Raw genomic sequence first — 22,160 nt, 5'->3', positions numbered from 1 at the left:
ACATAGTTTTACAATAAATTTAGGAGTTCATACATTGTAACGAATATATTTACATAAAACTTTTTCATGTTCGTTTTTTTGTCTAAATATTAAAAAAACAAAGAAAAAATGTTATAGTAAAATGAGAGTATATGACATTTTTAGGTAAGGGGGAATCCATGATGTGGATTACTTCAGAAGTAGAAATTCCAGAGGAGTTAATTGATCATCTTGAACAAGGAAAGTTAGTACTATTTGTTGGAGCGGGAGTTTCTATGAAAGGGAAATCAAACTTACCGAATTTTGATGATCTAGTTGATGAGATTGCGAAAACGTTATATGTAGAAACGCGTGAAATAACAGAACCTCATGATTATTATCTTGGTAAAATTGCGAAAACAAAAGATATACATCAAGTTGCAAGAGATTTAGTTCATATTGAAAAATCAAAGCCGAATCCGCTTCATTATGCGATTCCGAGGTTGTTTCCTTTAGATACGGAAGTCCGCATTGTCACGACAAATTTTGATCGGCATTTTACAACTGCGATGAAAGAAATGAATAGAGAATTAAACGTATATTACGCACCTGCGTTACCTACAGGTAGAGCGTTTAAAGGACTCGCTTACATACATGGCAATATAGAACAAGAGAAAGAAGCTTTAATTTTAACAGATGGTGATTTTGGAAGGGCTTACTTGACCGAAGGCTGGGCAAGAAGGTTTTTAGTTGATTTATTCTCGAATTATACTGTTTTATTCGTTGGATATAGCCATAATGACCCAGTAATGAAATATTTGGCTACTGGTTTACCGCCAAGTACAAGGCGTTATGCATTTGTTGCACAAGGGGAAAATACGTACCATTGGGAGCATTTAGGAATACGGCCGATTGTATACCCGAATAAAGGTAATAATCATCAATCTCTTGTTAAAGCAGTGAAGCGATGGGCAGAATTAATGGGAGATAATTATATTACAAAACGAATGCGAATTCGTGACATAGTTACAGTTCCACCGTCAGTAGAGCAGGAACAATTATCATACATAAAACAATCCATAAAAAAAATTGAAACAGTCCGCTACTTTGTTGAATTTGCTCACGATTATGAATGGGTGGAATGGCTTGAAGCGGAAGGGAAATTACAAAATTTATTTTTAGTTACATCAAACGATAATGAGGTAGATGAATTACTTGCAGAATGGTTGGTGGAACAATTTCTTTTTAGTCATCAAAAAGAATTATTTCAATTAATTTTTAAAAATCATTCTAAAATATCTCCGTTATTATGGAGAACAATTTGTAGCTACTTAAACGAAACGAAAATTAAAATGGACCCGTTGTTGTTTGCAAGATGGACACTTCTTTTATTAGAAACAGCTGAAAAAGATAGTAGATCTATTGAAAAAATTTCTTGCTTACTGCAAAAATGTTCTTTTCCTGAGCATAAAGAAATTGCTTTATTATTACTAACGTTTATTTTGGACGGAAAACTGAAATTGAAGCGGGAAAGAAAATGGGGAAATGATACGCAAGAATCAATAGAACTTGAGGAATCGAGTCGTTTACCAGTGTCTACATTTTCTTATGTGGAGCAAATTTGGAATGAGAAGATGAAACCCCATATTTCCTATTACGCCGTACCAATTATGATGATGGGAATAGAGAAGATGCGAATGTTATCACTACGACAAACGGCACTGAAAAAAAAGGATAAGGAAAATGTTGAAAAAGAGTTTCAGCAAAATGATCTTGCATTTTTAATTCAAATTGTAAAAGAGTGTTTAGCCTATTTGTGTGAAAATAATGAAAAAAAAGCAAATTATTATATTACAGAAATGATAGAAGCAAACAGCATGCTTCAGAACCGAATTGCAATTGATGCGATGAATAAAAATATATTCGTTAGCGCCGATGCCAAAATGAAATGGTTGTTACAGGAAGGACTTCTTTTAGATATCACGTATAAACACGAAGTTTTTCAACTTATAAAAAATCATTTCGCACACTCTTTAGAAAAAACAAAGGAAGAGGTTATTCAAATTGTATTGAAGGACCTTGCAGAGGAGAGAGCATTTGATGCTTGTCTAGTTTTAGATTTATTATTCACTTGTGATTCGAATAGTCCATCTACAGCAAAAGGTTATGAGTTAATGAAGCAAAAACATCCTCACTTTCATTCTGATCGATATAGTGTACAAAAGAAAGAGACGGCAGATCAAAGTATTACTTGTAATGTAACTGCTGATGGATTATTGCAGTTGAAAGACAATGAAATTATGAAGCAAGTTCGTCAATTTTCTCAAGATGGTGTTTTTGAACAACGCCATTTTTTAGAGATGTTATCGAAAGCATGTAAGTTGAATACAGAATGGAGTATTTCATTTGCCTATCAATTAGTTGGTATGCACGAAATAAGTAATGAAGTATGGTTTGTTTGTATTAGAGAGTGGCGAAATAACCGAGGATTGACAAATGAACAAATCCAAAAAGTAATTCCGCTATTACAGAAATTTGTTAGAAATACTGCTTTTCATTGGTTAATTAGTAGCTTTCTATATGAGATTAGTAATCGATTAGAAGAGTTAGAGGAAAATAGTATACGCAGTGTGAAACGTTTTGCTTTTTCGGTATTCCCTCAAGTAATGAAAAGTGATACAGATTTTAAGCTTGGAAAACAAGACTTTTACAATGAATCGATCCAGCATCCTGTTGGGAAAATGACAGCTGTATTATTAAAACTGTTATCATATGATCATTTATACGATCGTAATGTATATGAATATTTATTTTTATTTGAAGAACAAGTAAGAGTTAGTAAAGTACGGACAAATTTTATGTTAGCTCGTTTAGTAGCAGATGTTACATTTCTTTATCATATTGAGAAGCAATGGTGCCGAAAATATTTGTTGCCATGCTTAGATTTAAAGAAAGAAAATGAGATTACGAAATATGCATGGGCAGGTTTATGTTACACGCAAATCAATTTACCTTTATTTACAGAAATGAAACGATTTATTAAGTATGCGGTAGAACATTTGGAAGTATTACATCCGCATACGAGGGAAGCTTTCTTGAAATGGCTCAGTTTTGTATTTATTAAATGTGTACTATATTGGGAACAAAAAACAGATTGGTTATACCCGTTACTTATACAAGAAAATGAAGAAAATAAAATTAAATTTATGCAGTTTTTATGCTATTACGTCAAAACGTTAAGTGCAAAAGAACAACAAAAATTTTGGGCATCTTGGCTCAGTGTATTTTTGCGAGAGCGACCGAAAATGGGTGAAATCACAGCTAGAGAATATGTAATGCTTTTGCGTATTATTTTATTTATGGATGAAATAGTAGAAAGAGGATTATCTATAATGAAAACATTTTCAGGTTTGGTTGGAAAAGGGAATCAAACAGAGTTAAAACAGTTGTTTAATGAAATACTTGAAAAGACAGAGAGTATAAAAATGTATAAAGAATTGTATGCAAATGTATTTTTCACTTTACTACAAACGCTTCAAGAAGCCGATTTACTTGAAACTGAAATCATTCAAATAAAAGAAATATTAATCCAGTATGGAGTAGAAAAATATGTATTAAATGCAATAGATAATGAGATAATTCGCATCGGAATTGTTATGGAGAATTTACAAGAAGAAATGTAGGGTGGAAGTGGAATTTCAAAAAAAATATAAAAAGTTGTTGACAGTGTTTTGAAAAGCGTTCTATAATACGAATCATACTTATTCAATTTCAAAAACATTTGAATAAACAAAGTGCAATGAAGAGATCACAGTAGTGGTTAGTCTTACTGTAACAGAGAGCTGGTGGTTGGTGTGAACCAGTACAGGGATAATCATGAATTACAGTCTTGGAGCATCTTTTTCGTAGTAAAGATAGTATTGTCTTTATGAAGAAAAAGCGGTCAATTGATCGTTAACAGTGAAGAGAGGTAGACGGAAAGTTAGTCTACAACTAGGGTGGTACCGCGATAAATATCGTCCCTACTGATTTATTCAGTAGGGACTTTTTGTATTTTAGTGGTCTAACTTGAAAATTAAATATATATGCGTTGAAAGGAAAAGCAGTAGTTGTTGTTTCCCTGTAACAGAGAGCTGGTGGTTGGTGCGAACCAGTACAAAAACAAGAGCGAATTACAGTCCTAGAGCATCTTTTTCGTAGTAAAGATAGTATTGTCTTTATGAAGGGAAAGACGGTCAGATGATCGTTAAAAATGAAGAGAGGTAGACGAAATAAGTCTACAACTAGGGTGGTACCGCGATAAATATCGTCCCTACTGATTGGATCAGTAGGGATTTTTTGTACAAAAAAGTGGGTTTTGATTGAGTTGATAGTGTCCTTATAGTAAGTATTCGTTTAAAATAAGAAGAGGTATCGATTCCACTTAAATTTTGTATAATTTATCAGTTCAGAAAATAGAGAATTTTTCATTCTCTTACTATACTTTTAAAACATTAGAGGAGGATTTCCAAATGGCAAATCATGAATTAGATCAATTACGTAAACAGGTAGATGAAATTAACTTACAACTATTACACCTTTTAAACAAACGTGGTGAAATCGTTCAAAAAATTGGGGAGCAAAAGCAAGTACAAGGTACGAAACGTTTTGATCCAGTACGTGAGCGTGAAGTACTTGATATGATCGCAGAGCATAACGAAGGACCATTCGAAACGTCAACAGTTCAACACATTTTCAAAACAATCTTCAAAGCTAGCTTAGAATTACAAGAAGATGATAACCGTAAAGCATTACTAGTATCACGTAAAAAGAAACAAGAAAATACAATCGTTAATGTGAAAGGTGAATTGATTGGAAACGGAACACAAACGTTCATCATGGGACCTTGTGCGGTAGAAAGCTTAGAGCAAGTTCGCCAAGTAGGGCAAGCGATGAAAGACCAAGGTCTAAAATTAATGCGCGGTGGTGCTTTCAAACCAAGAACATCTCCATACGACTTCCAAGGTTTGGGAGTAGAAGGATTACAAATTTTACGCCAAGTAGCAGATGAGTTCGACCTAGCGATCATTAGTGAAATCTTAAATCCGAACGATGTTGAAATGGCATTAGACTACGTTGATGTAATTCAAGTTGGTGCACGTAACATGCAAAACTTCGATTTATTACGAGCTGTAGGTAAAGTTAACAAGCCAGTATTATTAAAACGTGGATTAGCAGCAACAATTGATGAGTTCATTAACGCAGCTGAGTACATCATTGCACAAGGTAACGACCAAATTATTCTATGTGAGCGTGGTATCCGCACATACGAAAGAGCGACACGTAACACATTAGACATTTCAGCAGTACCGATTTTAAAGAAAGAAACACATTTACCAGTAATCGTTGACGTAACGCATTCAACTGGACGCAGAGATTTATTATTACCAACAGCGAAAGCAGCACTTGCAATTGGCGCAGATGCAGTAATGGCTGAAGTACACCCAGACCCAGCGGTTGCATTATCAGATTCTGCACAACAAATGGATATTCCAGAATTCCATAGATTCATGGATGAGTTAAAAGGTTTCAAAAATAAATTATCTTAATTCCATATCATATATGCGCTGAAGAGGAAACAGTAGTGCTTATCTCACTGTTAAAGAGAGCTGATGGTCGGTGTGAATCAGTACAAAGGTAAGCATGAATTACAGCCTTGGAGCATCTTTTCCGCCAACTTTTGGAGGGAAAGACGGTCAAACGATCGTTACAGAAGAAGAGAGGTAGACGATAGTTGTCTACAACTAGGGTGGTACCGCGATAAACATCGTCCCTACTGAGCGCTCAGTAGGGACTTTTTTGTACAAAAAAATAGTAAAGGGGCAAGAGAAATGAGATACATTACAGCTGGAGAATCACATGGACCACAGTTAACAGTTATTTTAGAAGGTGTACCAGCAGGTTTAACATTAACATCGGAACATATTAATAAAGAATTATTAAGAAGACAAAAAGGGCACGGACGCGGAAGACGCATGCAAATAGAAACTGATACAGTTGAAATTGTAAGTGGTGTTCGTCATGGGATGACACTTGGCTCACCAATAACGTTAATCGTTAAAAATGATGATTTCAAACATTGGACGAAAGTAATGGGTGCAGAGCCAATTTCGGAAAAAGAAAGTAAAGATATGAAACGTACAATTACAAAACCACGTCCAGGACATGCAGATTTAAACGGTGCAATTAAATATGGACATCGTGATATAAGAAACGTATTAGAGCGCTCATCTGCAAGAGAAACGACAGTTCGTGTAGCTGCTGGTGCAGTTGCGAAACAGATTTTGAAAGAATTAGGCGTAGAAATTGCAGGGCATGTTCTTGAAATTGGTGGGGTACAAGCGAAACGAATTTCAAACTTACCAATAGAAGAAATTCAAACGATTACTGAAAATTCACCAGTTCGATGTTTAGATAAAGAAGTAGAACAAGAGATGATGGATGCAATAGATAACGCTAAAAGTAGTGGGGATTCAATCGGCGGTATTGTTGAAGTCATTGCAGAAGGTATGCCAATTGGCGTTGGTAGTTACGTTCATTACGATCGTAAATTAGATGCAAAACTTGCTGGTGCAATTATGAGTATTAATGCATTTAAAGGTGCTGAAATTGGCGTTGGTTTTGAAGCAGCAAGACAGCCAGGAAGTAAAGTACACGATGAAATATTATGGGATGAAGAAAATGGATACACGAGAAAAACGAATAATGCCGGCGGTTTAGAAGGCGGTATGACAACAGGAATGCCAATTGTCGTAAGAGGTGTTATGAAGCCAATACCTACATTATATAAACCGTTAGCAAGTGTTGACATTGATACGAAAGAAGCATTCCAAGCAAGTATTGAAAGATCTGATAGTTGTGCAGTACCAGCAGCAGGTGTAGTAGCTGAATCTGTTGTAGCATGGGAACTTGCACATGCACTAGTCGAACAATTCGGAAAAGATCGTATGGATTTAATTCAGCAAAACATTACGCAACATAATAAATACGCAAAAGAATTTTAATAAAAAGGTGGTTTTAACATGCAAGTAAAAGATCAACTATCATCATTACAACCATATAAACCAGGTAAATCACCTGAACAAATGAAAGAAGTGTACGGAGATCATTCATTTGTCAAATTAGCATCAAATGAAAATCCATTCGGCTGCTCACCACGTGTTTTAGATGAGTTGCAAAAATCGTGGTTGGAACATGCTTTATATCCTGACGGAGGTGCTACAGCACTCCGTCAAACAATTGCAAATAAGTTACATGTTCAAATGGAACAAATACTTTGCGGTAGTGGTTTAGATGAAGTCATTCAAATAATAAGCCGTGCAGTACTTAAAGCAGGAGATAACATCGTAACGGCTGGTGCAACATTCCCGCAGTACCGTCATCATGCAATTATTGAAGGTTGTGAAGTGAAAGAAATCCCTTTAAATAACGGTGTATACGATTTAGACGAAATTTCGTCAGCAATAAATAATAAGACGAAAATCGTATGGATTTGTAATCCGAACAACCCGACAGGCACATATGTGAATGATCGAAAATTGACTCAATTTATAGAAGGTATTAGTGAAAATACGTTAATTGTCATTGATGAAGCGTACTATGAATACGTAACAGCAAAGGATTTCCCAGAGACATTACCGCTTTTAGAAAAACATAAAAACATTCTTGTACTTAGAACATTTTCTAAAGCGTACGGATTAGCTTCTTTCCGCGTTGGATATGCAATTGGACAGGAAGAGCTAATCGAGAAATTAAATGTCGTACGTTTGCCATTTAACGTATCTTCATTAGCGCAAAAAGCAGCGACGATTGCTTTTGGTGATGACGAGTTTATTGAGGAAATAGTTCGTGTGAATACAGAGGGATTACAACAATACGAAAGCTTTTGTAGGGAAAATGAAATTCCGTTTTATCCATCGCAAACAAATTTCATCTTCTTGCCAGTTGGGAATGCTGGGGAGATTTATGAAGCTTGTGCACACGCAGGATTTATTATTCGTCCGTTCCCAAATGGTATCCGTATTACAGTCGGAACAAGGGAGCAAAATGAAGGAGTGATTTTAGTGTTAAAACAACACTTTGAAAATAAAAAAAGAAAGTCTCGAGATGAGGAAAATGCGTAAAAATGTAGTTTTAATTGGAACTGGTTTAATCGGAGGCTCTCTCGCATTAGCAATTAAGAAAGAGCACGATGTAACGATAACAGGTTATGATATATTTCAAGAACAAGTAGAGCGTGCAAAAGAATTACATGTAGTAGATGAAGTAGCAGTAGATTTACAGCATGCATGTGAAGAGGCGCATTTAATTGTGTTTGCTTCTCCAGTTGAAGAAACGAAGAAGTTATTACACAAATTAGCGTCATTTCATTTACGAGAAGATGTTATTGTAACAGATGTTGGTAGTACAAAAGGGACGATCATGAATGAAGCGGAAGCTTTATTTTCAAAGGAAGTATCTTTCATTGGTGGACATCCGATGGCAGGTTCTCATAAAACGGGAGTTGAAAGTGCAAAAGCACATTTATTTGAAAATGCATTTTATATTTTAACGCCGATGAATCATGTGCCAAATGAACATGTGGAAGAACTGAAGTGTTGGTTACAAGGAACAGGATCTCATTTTCTCGTTCTAAATACAGAGGAACATGATTATGTAACAGGGATCGTTAGTCATTTTCCGCATCTTATCGCAGCTGGATTAGTAAAGCAAGTGGAGAAACATGCAGGAGATAATCCACTCATTCATCAACTAGCTGCCGGAGGGTTTAAAGACATTACACGTATCGCATCCAGTAGCCCAAAAATGTGGAGTGATATTGTTAAGCAAAATCGCGAGCATTTAATGGTATTATTAAAAGAGTGGATCTCTGAAATGGAAGATTTATATGATACAGTTTCTACCGGAGATGCAGGCGAGATCCAAAACTATTTTGCAGACGCGAAAGAATACCGTGACTCTTTACCAGTACGAAAGAGAGGGGCAATTCCTGCCTATCACGACTTATACGTCGATGTTTTAGATAAAGTAGGGGCATTGGCTCATATTACGAGTATTTTGGCACGTGAAGAAATTAGTATTACGAACTTGCAAATATTAGAAGCACGTGAAGGGTTGCTTGGGGTATTACGTATTAGCTTCCAAAGAGAAGAAGATCGTATGAAAGCAAAGCTAGCGCTTAGAGAAGAAAAATACCAAACTTATGAAACAATTTAAATGAGAAGGTGAAAACATGAAGGAAAGAACAATAGAACCTGTTAATAACGGATTAAATGGTATTATTACAATTCCAGGAGATAAATCCATTTCACACCGCGCTGTCATGTTCGGCGCAATTGCAGAAGGAAAAACAACAATTAAAGGTTTCTTGCCCGGTGCAGACTGTTTAAGTACAATTTCTTGCTTTAAAGAAATGGGAGTAGAAATCGTGCAAAACGGTGATGAAGTCACTGTAGTTGGTAAAGGATTAGAAGGCTTACAAGAACCGAAAGCTGTATTAGATGTTGGTAATTCTGGTACAACAATACGTTTAATGTCTGGAATTTTGGCAAATACACCATTTTTCTCTTGCGTACAAGGTGATGCATCTATCGCAAAAAGACCGATGAAACGTGTTACAAATCCATTAAAACAAATGGGTGCAAACATTGATGGCCGTGAAGAAGGGACGTTTACACCGTTAACAATACGTGGTGGAGATTTAAAAGCAATTGAATACACTTCACCTGTAGCGAGTGCGCAAGTAAAGTCAGCTATTTTACTTGCAGGTCTTCGTGCAGAAGGTGTAACAGCTGTTACAGAACCACATATTTCACGTGATCATACGGAAAGAATGCTTGAAGCATTTGGTGTTAACGTAACTCGCGAGGGAAAAACAGTGAAACTTGCAGGTGGACAGAAGTTAACAGCGACAGACGTTCAAGTACCAGGTGACGTATCATCAGCAGCATTTTTCTTAGTAGCAGGCGCAATTATTCCAAATAGTAAACTAGTATTACAAAATGTAGGGATGAACCCAACTCGTACAGGTATTATTGATATTTTAGAGAAAATGGGTGCTACGTTCACTGTAGAGCCAATTAACGAAGGATCATCAGAACCAGCAGCAAACGTTACGATCGAAACATCTTCATTAAAAGGAATTGAAATTGGCGGAGATATTATTCCAAGATTAATCGATGAAATTCCTGTTATCGCCTTAGCGGCAACGCAAGCAGAAGGAATTACAGTAATTAAAGATGCTCACGAATTAAAAGTAAAAGAAACGAACCGTATCGATACAGTCGTTGCGGAGTTAACGAAACTAGGAGCACGCATAGAAGCAACTGATGACGGGATGATTATTTACGGGAAATCAGCATTAAAAGGCAATACAGTAAATAGTTACGGTGATCACCGCATCGGAATGATGCTTGCAATTGCCGGCTGTCTAGCAGAAGGAAAAACAACAATTGAAGACGCAGAAGCAGTAGGCGTATCATATCCTACATTCTTCGAAGAACTTCAAAAGTTAGCCAAATAAAATGATAAAAAGCAGATACGGGATGTATCTGCTTTTTATATTGAATTCGTGTCGTTAAGTTCATATAATTTCATTCACCGCACTGGAATATTGAGAATTATGGTACAATTCAAACAAGGAATGGAGGAGAAATATATGAACGTTATACGATTAAAAGAAGATAGATTTAGCGAAGCATTACGCTTATCGGAATACGCTTTTCAATATAAAGTTGATGAGGAAAGATTGCAACAACAACTTACAAAGATGAAAGAAAGTCATGAAATATACGGTATTATGGAAGGGAAAGATTTAGCAGCAAAACTGCATCTTATTCCGTTTCATATATACATAGGCAAAGAAAAATTTAAAATGGGAGGCGTTGCAGGGGTAGCGACGTATCCAGAGTATAGAAGAAGCGGGTATGTAAAAGAATTGCTTCAACACTCACTTCAAACGATGAAAAATGACGGATATACAGTATCAATGCTACATCCATTTGCTGTTTCATTTTACCGTAAATACGGCTGGGAACTTTGTGCGAATCTCTTTGTATGTCATATGACAAAGAGTGATTTAGTTATGAAAAAACAAGTAAATGGTACTGTAAAACGTTTCAATAAAGAAAATCACCCAGAAGAGGTCGAAAAGATTTATGAAACATTTGCAGAACGTTTTTCCGGTATGCTAGTTCGCGATGAAAAATGGTGGTTACAAGCTGTTTATGATGATTTAACATTAGCGATTTATTCCGATAAAAATAAAACGGCAGCTGGCTACATGTTATATAAAATTGAAAAAAACAAAATGACAGTAGAGGAATTTGTTCCACTGCATAATGAAGCGCGAAATGGTCTGTGGAACTTTATTTGCCAGCATGATTCTATGATTAAAGAACTTGAAATGACAGTAAGTGAAAATGAACCGTTATTATATACACTAAAAGAGCCACGCGTGAAAGCAGAAATAAAGCCATATTTTATGGGCAGAATTGTAGATGTGGAGCAGTTCTTAAAAAAATATGAGTTGAATTGGAACAATGCACAGCAAGAACTAATTTTACATATTACCGATTCATTTGCACCGTGGAATAACGTATCGGTGAGGCTTGCAAATCATGAAATAACAATTATGAAAGAGGAAACAATAGATAAAGGAATTAAGCTAGATATAAACGCATTATCTACAATAATGTTTGGCTATAAACGTCCGTTACAACTGAAGGAATTAGAATTCATTAGCGGAAGTGAAGAGGAAATACGAGCGTTTGAGGATATAGTTCCGGTACGAGAAGCATTTATTTATGATTTCTTTTAAAAAATAGGGCTGTCCAAAATCAAATTTTGGGACAGCTTTCTCTTTGGTTGTCGGTTTTTGTCGGTAAGTCGATATATTTTGAAAATCGCTGATATAATTGGAGATGCGCCGATATATCCTGAGAATCGCTGATATATTCTAATAATCGTTGATATAATTTTTTCACTAAAACGCAACCATACTTTGTCACGCACTTGACTTTTATTCCCTGTAATTTATAATTAAAAACGGAATGAATTTTCATTCCTGAAAATAGAGGTGGAAAAAAATGGCTAAAAACAAACAAGAGGATATTTTTGATGCTGCGATGCAACTTTTCGCAGAGCGTGGTTACGATGGTACGACAATTCCAATGATCGCTGAAAAAGCAAAGGTCGGTGCGGGTACTATTTATCGCTACTTTGAAAATAAAGAGGCGCTTGTTAACTCATTATTTTCAAAAAGTATGTTAGAGCTTTCTGAAATGATAAAAACGGATTTTCCTGTTGAAGCAAATATCCGTGAACAGTTTAGTCATACGTACAACCGTTTATTTGAATTTGCGAGAAACAATGTGGACGCTTTTTTATTTACAAATTCTCACTGCGATAGTTATTTTCTTGACGAACAGAGTAAGAAAATATTTGACGATTTTATAGGCTTCTTTATGAATATTATTGAAGAAGGAATCGCAAAAGGTTTTCTTCGTCCATTGCCTCCAGTTGCTTTAATTATTATTGTATATCAACCGCTAGAAAAACTAACGAAGGTAATTGCAACAGGGCAATTAGAATACTCAAAAGAATTAGTAAAAGAATTGGAAGAAAGTTCTTGGAACGCTATTAGAATCATTTGATTCTATAGCTAATAAGTATAGGAATGAATATTCATTCCTGAATATATTTAAAACATCAGAGTAGGAGAGGATATTTGTGTAACAATAGGAATGAACATTCATTCCGGAAAAGGTAGTTTAATAGAATTTAAAAAATAATGTAATAGAATGATAGGAATGAACGTTCATTCCGAAAAAAGTATTTTTAAAAGGATAGGAATGAATATTCATTCCCTTTAAATTTTCAAAACGGGAGATGATTAAAATGAGTAAGCTGAAAAATTGGAGAAGTTTATCTTTTCTATTATGGATAGTTATTACTATTACAATGATCATAACGATGCCTAATATGGATAAATTAGTGAAAGAAAAAGGGCGCATTACGATTCCTAATACAGAACAAAGTAGTATTGCTGACAAGATGATAAAAGAGATGGATAAAGGCGGGACTGAAAAGTATGAAATTATAGCTGTTTTTAATAGTGGAAGTAAAACAGCTTTAACAACTGAGCAAAAAGAGGAAATCGTAAAAACAATCCATGCTTTACAAAATGAAAAAGAGCAATTAGGAATTAAGGAAGTTGTTTCACATTTAGATAATAAAGATTTGGAAAAACAATTGATATCTAAAGACAATACGACCATTTTAACGCAAATCTCTGTAGATAAAAAAAATGGTGAAATATCAAAAGTTGCAAATGAGCTTCATAAAAAAGTGCAAACGAAAGGGGTAAAAACGTACTTAACAGGAAGTGATTTAATAGCGGGTGATTTTCTTACTTCCTCTCAAGAGGGAGTGAAGAAGACAGAAGCTATTTCTATCATTTTCATTCTAGTTGTATTAATCATTGTATTTCGTTCACCAATTGTTCCAATTGTATCTCTTCTTACAGTGGGTGTATCATATTTAGTTTCAATGGGGATTATTGCCCATCTAGTAGATCAATTTAATTTTCCGTTTTCTAACTTTACACAAGTGTTTGTAGTTGTTGTCCTGTTTGGAGTTGGAACAGACTATAACATTTTATTATATACAAGATTTAAAGAAGAATTAAGTAAACAAGAAAATGCATTTTTGGCTACGAAAGAAACGTTTAAATCAGCAGGGAAAACCGTTTTATATAGCGGGATAGCAGTACTAATCGGCTTTGCATCTCTTGCTTTAGCGAGTTTTAAATTATATCAATCTACTTCAGCAGTAGCAATTGGTGTCGCAGTATTATTACTCGTATTAACTACGTTAAATCCATTTTTCATGGTGCTTTTAGGAAAAGGAATGTTTTATCCAGTTAAAACATTTAAAGGTCATGAGGATAGTCGATTATGGGGATTTCTTGCGAAAAACTCAGTAGCAAGACCATTTGTCGCTTTAATCATTGTATTTGTGATATCGATTCCTTTCGTAATGAAATACTCTAACACACTAAATTACAATGATTTATTTGAAGTAGATAATAAATATGAGTCGAAAATGGGGATTAACGTAATAGAAGAGCATTTTCCACCAGGTTTTTCTTCACCAAGTACGTTAGTCATTCAATCAGATAACAAGTTAGATGAGGCGAGTTCGCTTCAAACTTTAGACGAACTAACTGATAAGATTTTGAAAGTGAAAGGTGTTTCAGAAGTATATTCACCGACGCGTCCAACCGGTGAAAGGATAAAAGAACTATATATAAATAAACAAGCGGGAGAACTAAATACAGGATTAGGAGATGCCAATGGTGGTATAAAGGAAATTAATGATGGATTAACTACTGCGAAAGATAAAATGGGTAGTAAAGATTCAAATAGTCTTGCAAACGTTCAAAAATTAATTGATGGAACAACGGAAGCGAAAAGTGGTGTAACAGCATTAGGAACAGCTTTAGATCAACTTTCAAATGGCATAAATGACGGAGCACAAGGTGCGCAGCAAATTGAGAGTGGGTTAACTTCAGTAAATGAAAATATTAGTGTATTATCTAATGCAACTTCACAACTTCATGCTGGTTATTCGCAGTTAGAAAAAGGTTTAAGTTCCTACGATCAATACTTCGGAAGTATTTCTCAAGCGATTGATGGTGCGAAAAAAGGCTATGAACAAATTGAAATGTTAATGACGAATTTCATTCAAACGAAACCAGAATTAGCAAATGATCCGAACATACTGCAAACGATAGGGATCGCTAAAGAGGCTCAAAAGCAATTAGGTGAGCTTTCAAATGAATTAAATAAATTAGCAACGCAACATAAAGCGGCAATGGGTTCATTTAAAGAAGCGAATCAAGCGTTATCGAAAGTGGATAACGGCTTAAAAGGCATGAGCGATGGAGTTACTAAGTTACAAAAAGGAGCAGCTGATCTTAAAAATGGATTAAATGAAGGTGCTACAGGTTCAAAACAAATTGCGAACAAGTCATCTGAGTTACAAACCGGATTAACAAAAATAAACGACGGGCAAGGTCAGCTATTAACCGGGCTGAAAGACTTGCAAGAACAGATGGGGCAATTACAATCAGGATTATCTAAAAGTACAGAAGGGCTTGAAAAGGTAAGTAACGGCCTAGGAGATGCTCAAAAATATTTAGGAGAACTAAATGAATCAAAAAGCTCTGAGAAATTTTATATCCCAAAAGAAATTTTAGAGGGAGAAGATTTCCAAAAAGCATTGAATACGTACATGTCACATGATAGAAAGACTGCTAAAATGACAATCATTTTAGACGTAAATCCGTATTCAAAAGAAGCGATGCCAATCATTGAAGAAATTAATAAAACGATAGACGGTACGTTAAATGGTACAGAATTAAAATCGGTGAAAAAAGCAATCGGCGGCACAACAGCTAGAAACGTTGATTTAAAAGAAGTAACAGGCCAAGATTTCTTACGTACAGCTACAATTATGTTAATTGGAATTGCGATTGTATTAATCGTTATTACACGGTCATTTTTAAATACAATCTTTATTATTGGATCTTTAATATTAGCTTATTTTGCATCACTTGGCATAAGTGAACAAATTAGTACGCATGTTTTACATGTAGATTCATTAAGCTGGAATGTTCCATTCTTTAGTTTCATAATGATTGTCGCTTTAGGAGTGGATTATAGTATTTTTGTAATGATGAGATACAATGAGTTAGAAGGGGACCCAGCGACGAAAATTGTAAATGCATCTCGTCACATAGGGGGAGTCGTATTATCAGCGGCACTGATTCTAGTTGGTACATTTGCTGCATTAATCCCTTCAGGTGTATTGACGCTTATACAAGTAGCATCTGTTGTTGGTGTTGCACTGTTACTACTAGCTATCATTGTGATGCCAATATTACTACCTGCTTTAATAGGATTAACGAGTAAAATGAAGAATTATACGAAGAAATTAAGTAAAAGAAAATAAGAAGAATCCCCTTTTAAAAGGGGATTCTTCTTATTTAATAAACTTTTCCATCACGTCTTTATATTTTGCAAACTTTTCATCTTTCATTTCGCCATTTATTTGTATAGGAAGTGAGCGATAAACATTATGCTCCAATTATAAATATTTTGTTCAAAATAACTCCTCTTTAAATTGTGAAATTTGCTTCTATATAATATTGTTTCGTGAAAAACAAACATTTTATTCAAGGTAGAAGATGGATGAATAGCAATCAACCGTTGCTATTCATCCATCTTCTACTATATAATAGCTATAGTCTACAATAATTGAGTCGTAATATGCGATTTTTTAAGACAATCGGTGAGAAAACGCTGAAATAAGCGGTATTAGTAGGAGGACACAAATGATTACAGTAAGTAACGTTAGTTTGCGTTTCGCGGATCGCAAATTATTTGAAGATGTTAACATAAAATTCACGCCAGGTAACTGCTACGGTTTAATCGGAGCAAACGGTGCGGGTAAATCAACATTTCTAAAGATTTTATCTGGAGAAATTGAACAATCAACAGGTGATATACATATTACGCCAGGTGAGCGTCTAGCAGTATTAAAACAGAACCACTTCGAATATGAAGAGTTCCCAGTATTAGAAACAGTAATTATGGGTCACACGCAACTTTACAAAGTAATGCAAGAGAAAAATGCCATTTACATGAAAGAAGACTTTAGTGATGAAGATGGTATGCGTGCTGCTGAACTTGAAGGTGAGTTCGCTGAGCTAAACGGTTGGGAAGCAGAATCAGAAGCTGCAATCCTTCTTAAAGGTTTAGGTATTGGTGAAGATGTTCATGATAAGAAATTGTCAGAATTAACTGGGGCAGAGAAAGTAAAAGTATTACTTGCTCAAGCATTATTCGGTAAACCTGACATTCTATTACTAGATGAGCCTACCAACCACTTGGACTTAAAAGCGATTCAATGGTTAGAAAACTTCTTAATGAACTTTGAAAATACAGTAATCGTTGTATCCCATGACCGTCACTTCTTAAATAAAGTTTGTACGCACATGGCTGATCTTGATTTCGGTAAAATTCAACTTTATGTTGGTAACTATGACTTCTGGTATGAGTCAAGCCAATTAGCTTTAAAATTAACACAAGATGCTAATAAGAAAAAAGAAGAGAAAGTAAAAGAGTTACAAAACTTCATTGCACGCTTTAGCTCAAACGCATCTAAAGCGAAACAAGCAACTTCTCGTAAAAAATTATTAGATAAAATTACATTAGATGATATTAGACCATCGTCACGTCGTTACCCATTTGTTGGCTTTACACCTGAGCGTGAAATAGGAAATGACTTATTAACTGTTGAAGGTCTTTCTAAAACAATTGATGGTGAAAAAGTGTTAGATAATGTGTACTTTACTTTAAATAAAGGTGATAAAGTTGCATTTATCGGTCGTAACGATATTGCGATGACAACATTATTCAAAATCCTTATGGGTGAAATGGAGCCAGATAGCGGTTCATTCAAATGGGGCGTTACAACATCTCAATCTTACTTCCCAAGAGATAACTCTAAATACTTTGAGAACAGTGACTCCAACCTAGTTGATTGGTTACGCCAATTCTCTCCACAAGATGAGTCAGAAAGCTTCTTACGTGGTTTCTTAGGCCGTATGTTATTCTCAGGTGAAGAAGTTAAGAAGAAAGTTTCTGTATTATCTGGAGGCGAAAAAGTTCGTTGTATGTTATCTAAAATGATGTTAAGTGGTGCGAACGTAATCACACTTGACGATCCAACGAACCACTTAGACCTTGAGTCTATCACTGCATTAAACAACGGTTTAATCGCATTTAAAGGTACAATGTTATTCACATCTCATGACCATCAGTTCATACAAACAATTGCAAACCGCATTATCGAAGTAACGCCAAACGGTGTAATCGATAAAGAGGCTACTTACGATGAGTTCTTAGAAAATGAAGAACTTCAAAAACAAGTAGAAGCAATGTACAAAGGTCAATAATAAATGATGAAAAACCTCGCTCTCTTTATGAGAGCGAGGTTTTTTATAATCTTTGATTTTATGAATTATGAATAATTATTCAAAAATAACTTTAGAGAAGGAAAGACATTTTGAAGTTACATATAGAGGAATGGCTGAAGTATGAATAAACTTGAAATACATTAAGAGATTTAATATACACCGAAAAAAACAAATGCTATCTATTGTGAATTTCATTATATTACATTAATGTTCCAGAACTGGAGACATATTTATTTGCGAAGCAGTGAATAAAGGTTTATAGTATGTGGAGTCATAATTAGTGGATGAGACTTGGGAGAAAACAGAAAATGTTACAAATTTATTTTATTAAATAGAAACCAAGGTCAAAATGTCTAGAAAGAAATAGTTGAATAAATACTAGCTTCAAATTATAATTACTAATATTCTTCATTTAGTTAAACAAACAAAATCTATTTGAAGATAAAAAATTGAATAGAGACAGACTTATAAAAAAATAAGCCTTGGATGATCAAAAGAGGTGGAGAGATGAAACAATTACTATTAAAGAGTAAGCGAGTGTTAAGCAATCACTTTGGATTTTTCGTGTTTGCCATTATTTTATTCTGGTTAAAAACATACGCAGCATATGTGACAGAATTTAATTTAGGGATATCCAACACAATCCAAAAGTTTTTACTGTTTTTCAACCCGTTAAGCTCAGCAGTTTTATTTTTAGGGCTCGCATTATTCGCAAAGGGGAAACGTGCTTACATTTGGTTAATTGTTATTAATTTGTTAATGTCTATACTGTTATACGCAAACGTAGTATATTATCGCTTTTTCAGTGACTTTATTACGTTCCCGACATTAACACAAACGAATAACTTTGGAGATTTAGGTGGTAGTATTTTTGCATTGCTACACGCATATGATCCACTATATTTCTTAGATACAATCATTTTAATCGTTTTAGTTGCAACAAAATTTGCAAATCCAAAACCAATTCGTGTTGCGAAACATAAATTATCACTAGTATTTGTAGCAGGTATTTTATTATTCAGCATTAATTTAGGTCTTGCAGAATCCGATCGTCCTGAATTATTAACAAGAACATTTGACCGTAATTATATTGTGAAATATTTAGGGGCATACAACTATACGATTTATGATGGCATTCAAAGTGCGAAAGCATCAACAGAACGAGCGTTAGCTGATGGAGATAATATGACAGAAGTTAGAAATTATCTTGCATCAACATATGCAAGTCCAAATCCTGAGTACTTTGGTAAAGGAAAAGGAATGAACGTAATTTATATTCATTTAGAATCATTCCAAAACTTTTTAATTGATTATAAATTAAATGGGCAAGAAGTTACACCGTTCTTAAACTCATTTACAAAAGATGCGAATACGTTATACTTTGATAACTTCTTCCATCAAACAGGACAAGGTAAAACATCTGATGCGGAGTTCATGTTAGAAAACTCAATGTTTGGATTACCACAAGGATCTGTTTTTACAAATAAAGCTCATAACACGTATCAATCAGCACCAGCTATTTTAGGTCAACAAGGATACACATCAGCTGTATTCCACGGTAATTACAAAACGTTCTGGAACCGTGATGATATTTATAAATCATTTGGTTTCAATAAATTCTTTGATGCGTCATACTATGATATGAATGAAAAAGATGTAGTAAACTATGGATTAAAAGATAAACCGTTCTTTAACGAATCTATACCATTATTACAAACATTGAAACAACCGTTCTATACGAAGTTCATTACGCTATCAAACCATTTCCCTTATCCAATTGATAAAGAGGAAGCGACGATTGAACCAGCTAAAACAGGTGACTCTTCCGTAGATACGTATTTCCAAACAGCACGTTATTTAGATGAGTCTGTAAAAGGATTCTTGGATTACTTGAAACAATCTGGTTTATACGATAACTCAATTATCGTTATGTACGGTGATCATTACGGTATTTCTGATAATCATGGCGCAGCAATGTCACAAATAATGGGTAAAGAAATGAACTCATTTGAAAATGCACAACTGCAACGTGTACCATTAATCATTCGTGTTCCAGGAGTGAAGGGCGGCGTACAACATCAATACGGCGGAGAAATTGATGTTCTTCCGACACTATTACACTTACTAGGTACAGATACGAAAAATTATGTCCAGTTCGGATCAGATTTATTATCACCAGAGCATAAACAAGTCGTTCCATTCCGTAACGGTAACTACGTAAGTCCAACAGTGACTGCACTAAACGGCAAATACTATGATACAGTGACTGGTAACGCTGTTGAATTAACAGACGAAATAAAACAAAATGAACAAATGGTTCAAAAATCACTAAAATACTCTGACCAAGTCGTAAACGGAGACTTATTACGATTCTACACACCGGAAGGTTTTACACCAGTAGATCGTTCGAAGTACAACTATAACCATCGTGATAAAAATAAAACGAAGGTAAAGACGACTGAAGACGGGGAAACGAAATAAATATTAAAGAGCGCTACTCATTTGAGTAGCGCTTTTGTTTGTACATATAACGTTGTCATTATATAGAATTATCTTTCGTTTTTTGTTTTTTGTTTCATCTTTCCAAAGAATACTACACCGGCAATGATAATAATGATAAATGCCCATTTTATGAAAGGATTACTTTCGAAAAATCCAGCGAACCATTTCTCATCTACAATCATTTTCGCAGCAGTATAAGCTAAAACAGCTGCTCCAATCGTAATGATGACAGGGAATCTATCCACCCATTTTAAAATTAAGGTACTGCCCCATACTACTACTGGAATAGATACTAATAGTCCGATGACTACTAAAGAAAAATTACCATGCGCAGCTCCTGCAACAGCGAGAACATTATCAATTCCCATTAATGCATCAGCTATAATAATGGTTTTAATAGCAGACCAAAATCCTTCTTCTGCCTTAATATCATGATCTTTACCTTCAGCAATTAATTTGTAAGCGATCCATATAAGGAGTACACCACCAATTAGAAGTAGCCCTGGTATTTTTAATAACCAAACGACAACTAAAGTAGCGAGGGCTCTAATCGCGATTGCCCCGATAGTTCCCCAAATAATAACTTTCTTTTGCTGATCTTTCGGTAATCGCCTTGCTGCTAACCCAATTACAATGGCATTATCACCGGCTAACACTAAATCAATTACAATGATGGCAAGTAAGGCAGACAAATATTCGGTTGAAAGAAAATCCATATACACATCACTCCTTAAGAGTAATATGTGCTAAAGTGTTGATAATATAAAAAATAGGATTGAATTTGTATACTCAATCCATAATTTCTTACTGTATTTTGATATATATGTTTTAATTCCGTATAAGTCGCTTTTGCAATTTTTTTTGCTTGTCGTTTCTTTTTCTTAATTTTCGATTCATCTTTTTGATACGATTTTCTTTTCTATTATGCCAGTTATCACTTCTGATTTCATTAATAGATTTATCTCCCTTAGCACGAAAACGTCTGACTTTTTTTACAAAGGAAAGGGGGATTTTGCCGATAACACCTTGTTTTTCTAATGAAGCCTCTTTACCTTTATACCAATCAGGATGAGATAATAAATAGTCGAAGTCGAATATTAATCTGTACTCTTCATCCATAAAAGTAAACCAGTCTTCTAATGTTCGTTTATTTGTTTGATGAAAATACATAGAGCTAGCAGTCATGGCACAACACCAGTAACTAATATCACTCCATAGTACCCATTCATTCGGCACATCAAGTGTTAAAATTACCATTTTTGAATTTTCTCTACCCCAGGCTTTAGCATTTCGATCTGGATAATTATTTGCTTCCCAGACCCAAATAGGATAGTTACCTTCATAGTAGAGTAATCTTTTTTTAGCTACACGTACCATCCAATCGTATGAATATATAAAATCGGGATCGATGTTTTCTTTACTTCCTTCTAAATAACCAAGTTTTTTAAATTGTTTCCATGCTGCTTCAGTTTGAACTGTATATACTATCATGTGACACCTACTCATTTAAACTAGCCTATAGTATAACATGACATGTTTTTAAGTTAAATTAATGTGATTCTTAATTTCTATGGATATAAGGGAAGGAGGGAGTTGAATTGAATATACGAGAAGTAAT

Annotated in this window: 13 protein-coding genes and 3 other annotated features; of the genes, 11 read left to right on the top strand and 2 right to left on the bottom strand. The window is 34.8% G+C overall.

Going from position 1 to position 22,160, the window contains the following annotated elements:
• Positions 1–161 precede the first annotated feature (161 nt).
• From ACLBWW_RS14115 to ACLBWW_RS14065, 11 genes are all read left to right on the top strand, one after another.
• Positions 162–3,641 carry a DUF4020 domain-containing protein gene (locus tag ACLBWW_RS14115; RefSeq protein ID WP_048547582.1) on the top strand — a complete coding sequence of 1,160 codons (3,480 nt, stop codon included), beginning with the start codon at positions 162–164 and terminating at the stop codon, positions 3,639–3,641.
• A gap of 107 nt (positions 3,642–3,748) precedes the next feature.
• Positions 3,749–3,985 (top strand) — a binding site (T-box leader).
• 54 nt (positions 3,986–4,039) lie between these two features.
• Positions 4,040–4,275 (top strand) — a binding site (T-box leader).
• A 194-nt stretch (positions 4,276–4,469) separates the two neighbouring features.
• Positions 4,470–5,546, top strand: a complete 1,077-nt coding sequence (locus ACLBWW_RS14110) for a bifunctional 3-deoxy-7-phosphoheptulonate synthase/chorismate mutase (protein WP_001273578.1) — start codon at positions 4,470–4,472, stop codon at positions 5,544–5,546.
• A gap of 9 nt (positions 5,547–5,555) precedes the next feature.
• Positions 5,556–5,775, top strand: a binding site (T-box leader).
• A 53-nt stretch (positions 5,776–5,828) separates the two neighbouring features.
• Complete coding sequence (gene aroC / locus ACLBWW_RS14105) at positions 5,829–7,001, top strand: chorismate synthase (protein ID WP_048547580.1); 1,173 nt, start codon at positions 5,829–5,831, stop codon at positions 6,999–7,001.
• Between the two features lie 18 nt (positions 7,002–7,019).
• Positions 7,020–8,120, top strand: coding sequence for a histidinol-phosphate transaminase (hisC, locus tag ACLBWW_RS14100; RefSeq protein WP_048547578.1), 1,101 nt, complete (start codon positions 7,020–7,022; stop codon positions 8,118–8,120).
• Positions 8,113–9,213 carry a prephenate dehydrogenase gene (gene tyrA, locus ACLBWW_RS14095; RefSeq protein WP_048547887.1) on the top strand — a complete coding sequence of 367 codons (1,101 nt, stop codon included), beginning with the start codon at positions 8,113–8,115 and terminating at the stop codon, positions 9,211–9,213. Before hisC ends, tyrA begins: the two co-directional genes overlap by 8 nt.
• 16 nt (positions 9,214–9,229) lie before the next feature.
• A complete protein-coding gene (gene aroA / locus ACLBWW_RS14090) occupies positions 9,230–10,519 on the top strand; it encodes a 3-phosphoshikimate 1-carboxyvinyltransferase (RefSeq protein ID WP_048547577.1) in 1,290 nt (429 codons plus the stop codon).
• Positions 10,520–10,654: 135 nt separating this feature from the next.
• On the top strand, positions 10,655–11,815 hold the full coding sequence (locus tag ACLBWW_RS14085) for a GNAT family N-acetyltransferase (protein ID WP_048547575.1): 1,161 nt from the start codon (positions 10,655–10,657) through the stop codon (positions 11,813–11,815).
• Between the two features lie 268 nt (positions 11,816–12,083).
• A complete protein-coding gene (locus tag ACLBWW_RS14080) occupies positions 12,084–12,650 on the top strand; it encodes a TetR/AcrR family transcriptional regulator (protein WP_048547573.1) in 567 nt (188 codons plus the stop codon).
• Positions 12,651–12,894: 244 nt separating this feature from the next.
• Positions 12,895–16,011: an MMPL family transporter gene (locus ACLBWW_RS14075; RefSeq protein ID WP_048547571.1), complete on the top strand. Its 3,117-nt coding sequence runs from the start codon at positions 12,895–12,897 to the stop codon at positions 16,009–16,011.
• Between the two features lie 382 nt (positions 16,012–16,393).
• Positions 16,394–18,019 carry an ABC-F family ATP-binding cassette domain-containing protein gene (locus ACLBWW_RS14070; RefSeq protein WP_048547569.1) on the top strand — a complete coding sequence of 542 codons (1,626 nt, stop codon included), beginning with the start codon at positions 16,394–16,396 and terminating at the stop codon, positions 18,017–18,019.
• A 528-nt stretch (positions 18,020–18,547) separates the two neighbouring features.
• Complete coding sequence (locus ACLBWW_RS14065; RefSeq protein ID WP_048547568.1) at positions 18,548–20,521, top strand: LTA synthase family protein; 1,974 nt, start codon at positions 18,548–18,550, stop codon at positions 20,519–20,521.
• A 68-nt stretch (positions 20,522–20,589) separates the two neighbouring features.
• Here the strand turns inward: ACLBWW_RS14065 and ACLBWW_RS14060 are convergent, their stop codons facing one another.
• Together ACLBWW_RS14060 and ACLBWW_RS14055 are read right to left on the bottom strand one after the other, a co-directional pair.
• The gene (locus ACLBWW_RS14060; protein WP_048547566.1) at positions 20,590–21,258 is read right to left on the bottom strand and encodes a TerC family protein; all 669 of its coding nucleotides are present in this window, start codon (positions 21,256–21,258) and stop codon (positions 20,590–20,592) included.
• Between the two features lie 112 nt (positions 21,259–21,370).
• A complete protein-coding gene (locus ACLBWW_RS14055; RefSeq protein WP_048547565.1) occupies positions 21,371–22,033 on the bottom strand; it encodes a DUF3841 domain-containing protein in 663 nt (220 codons plus the stop codon).
• Between the last annotated feature and the right edge of the window lie 127 nt (positions 22,034–22,160).

Source organism: Bacillus sp. M5A3_1b, from assembly GCF_053345335.1.
Note: the sequence above shows the minus strand (reverse complement) of the source record. Positions and strands in the feature narration are given on the sequence as shown.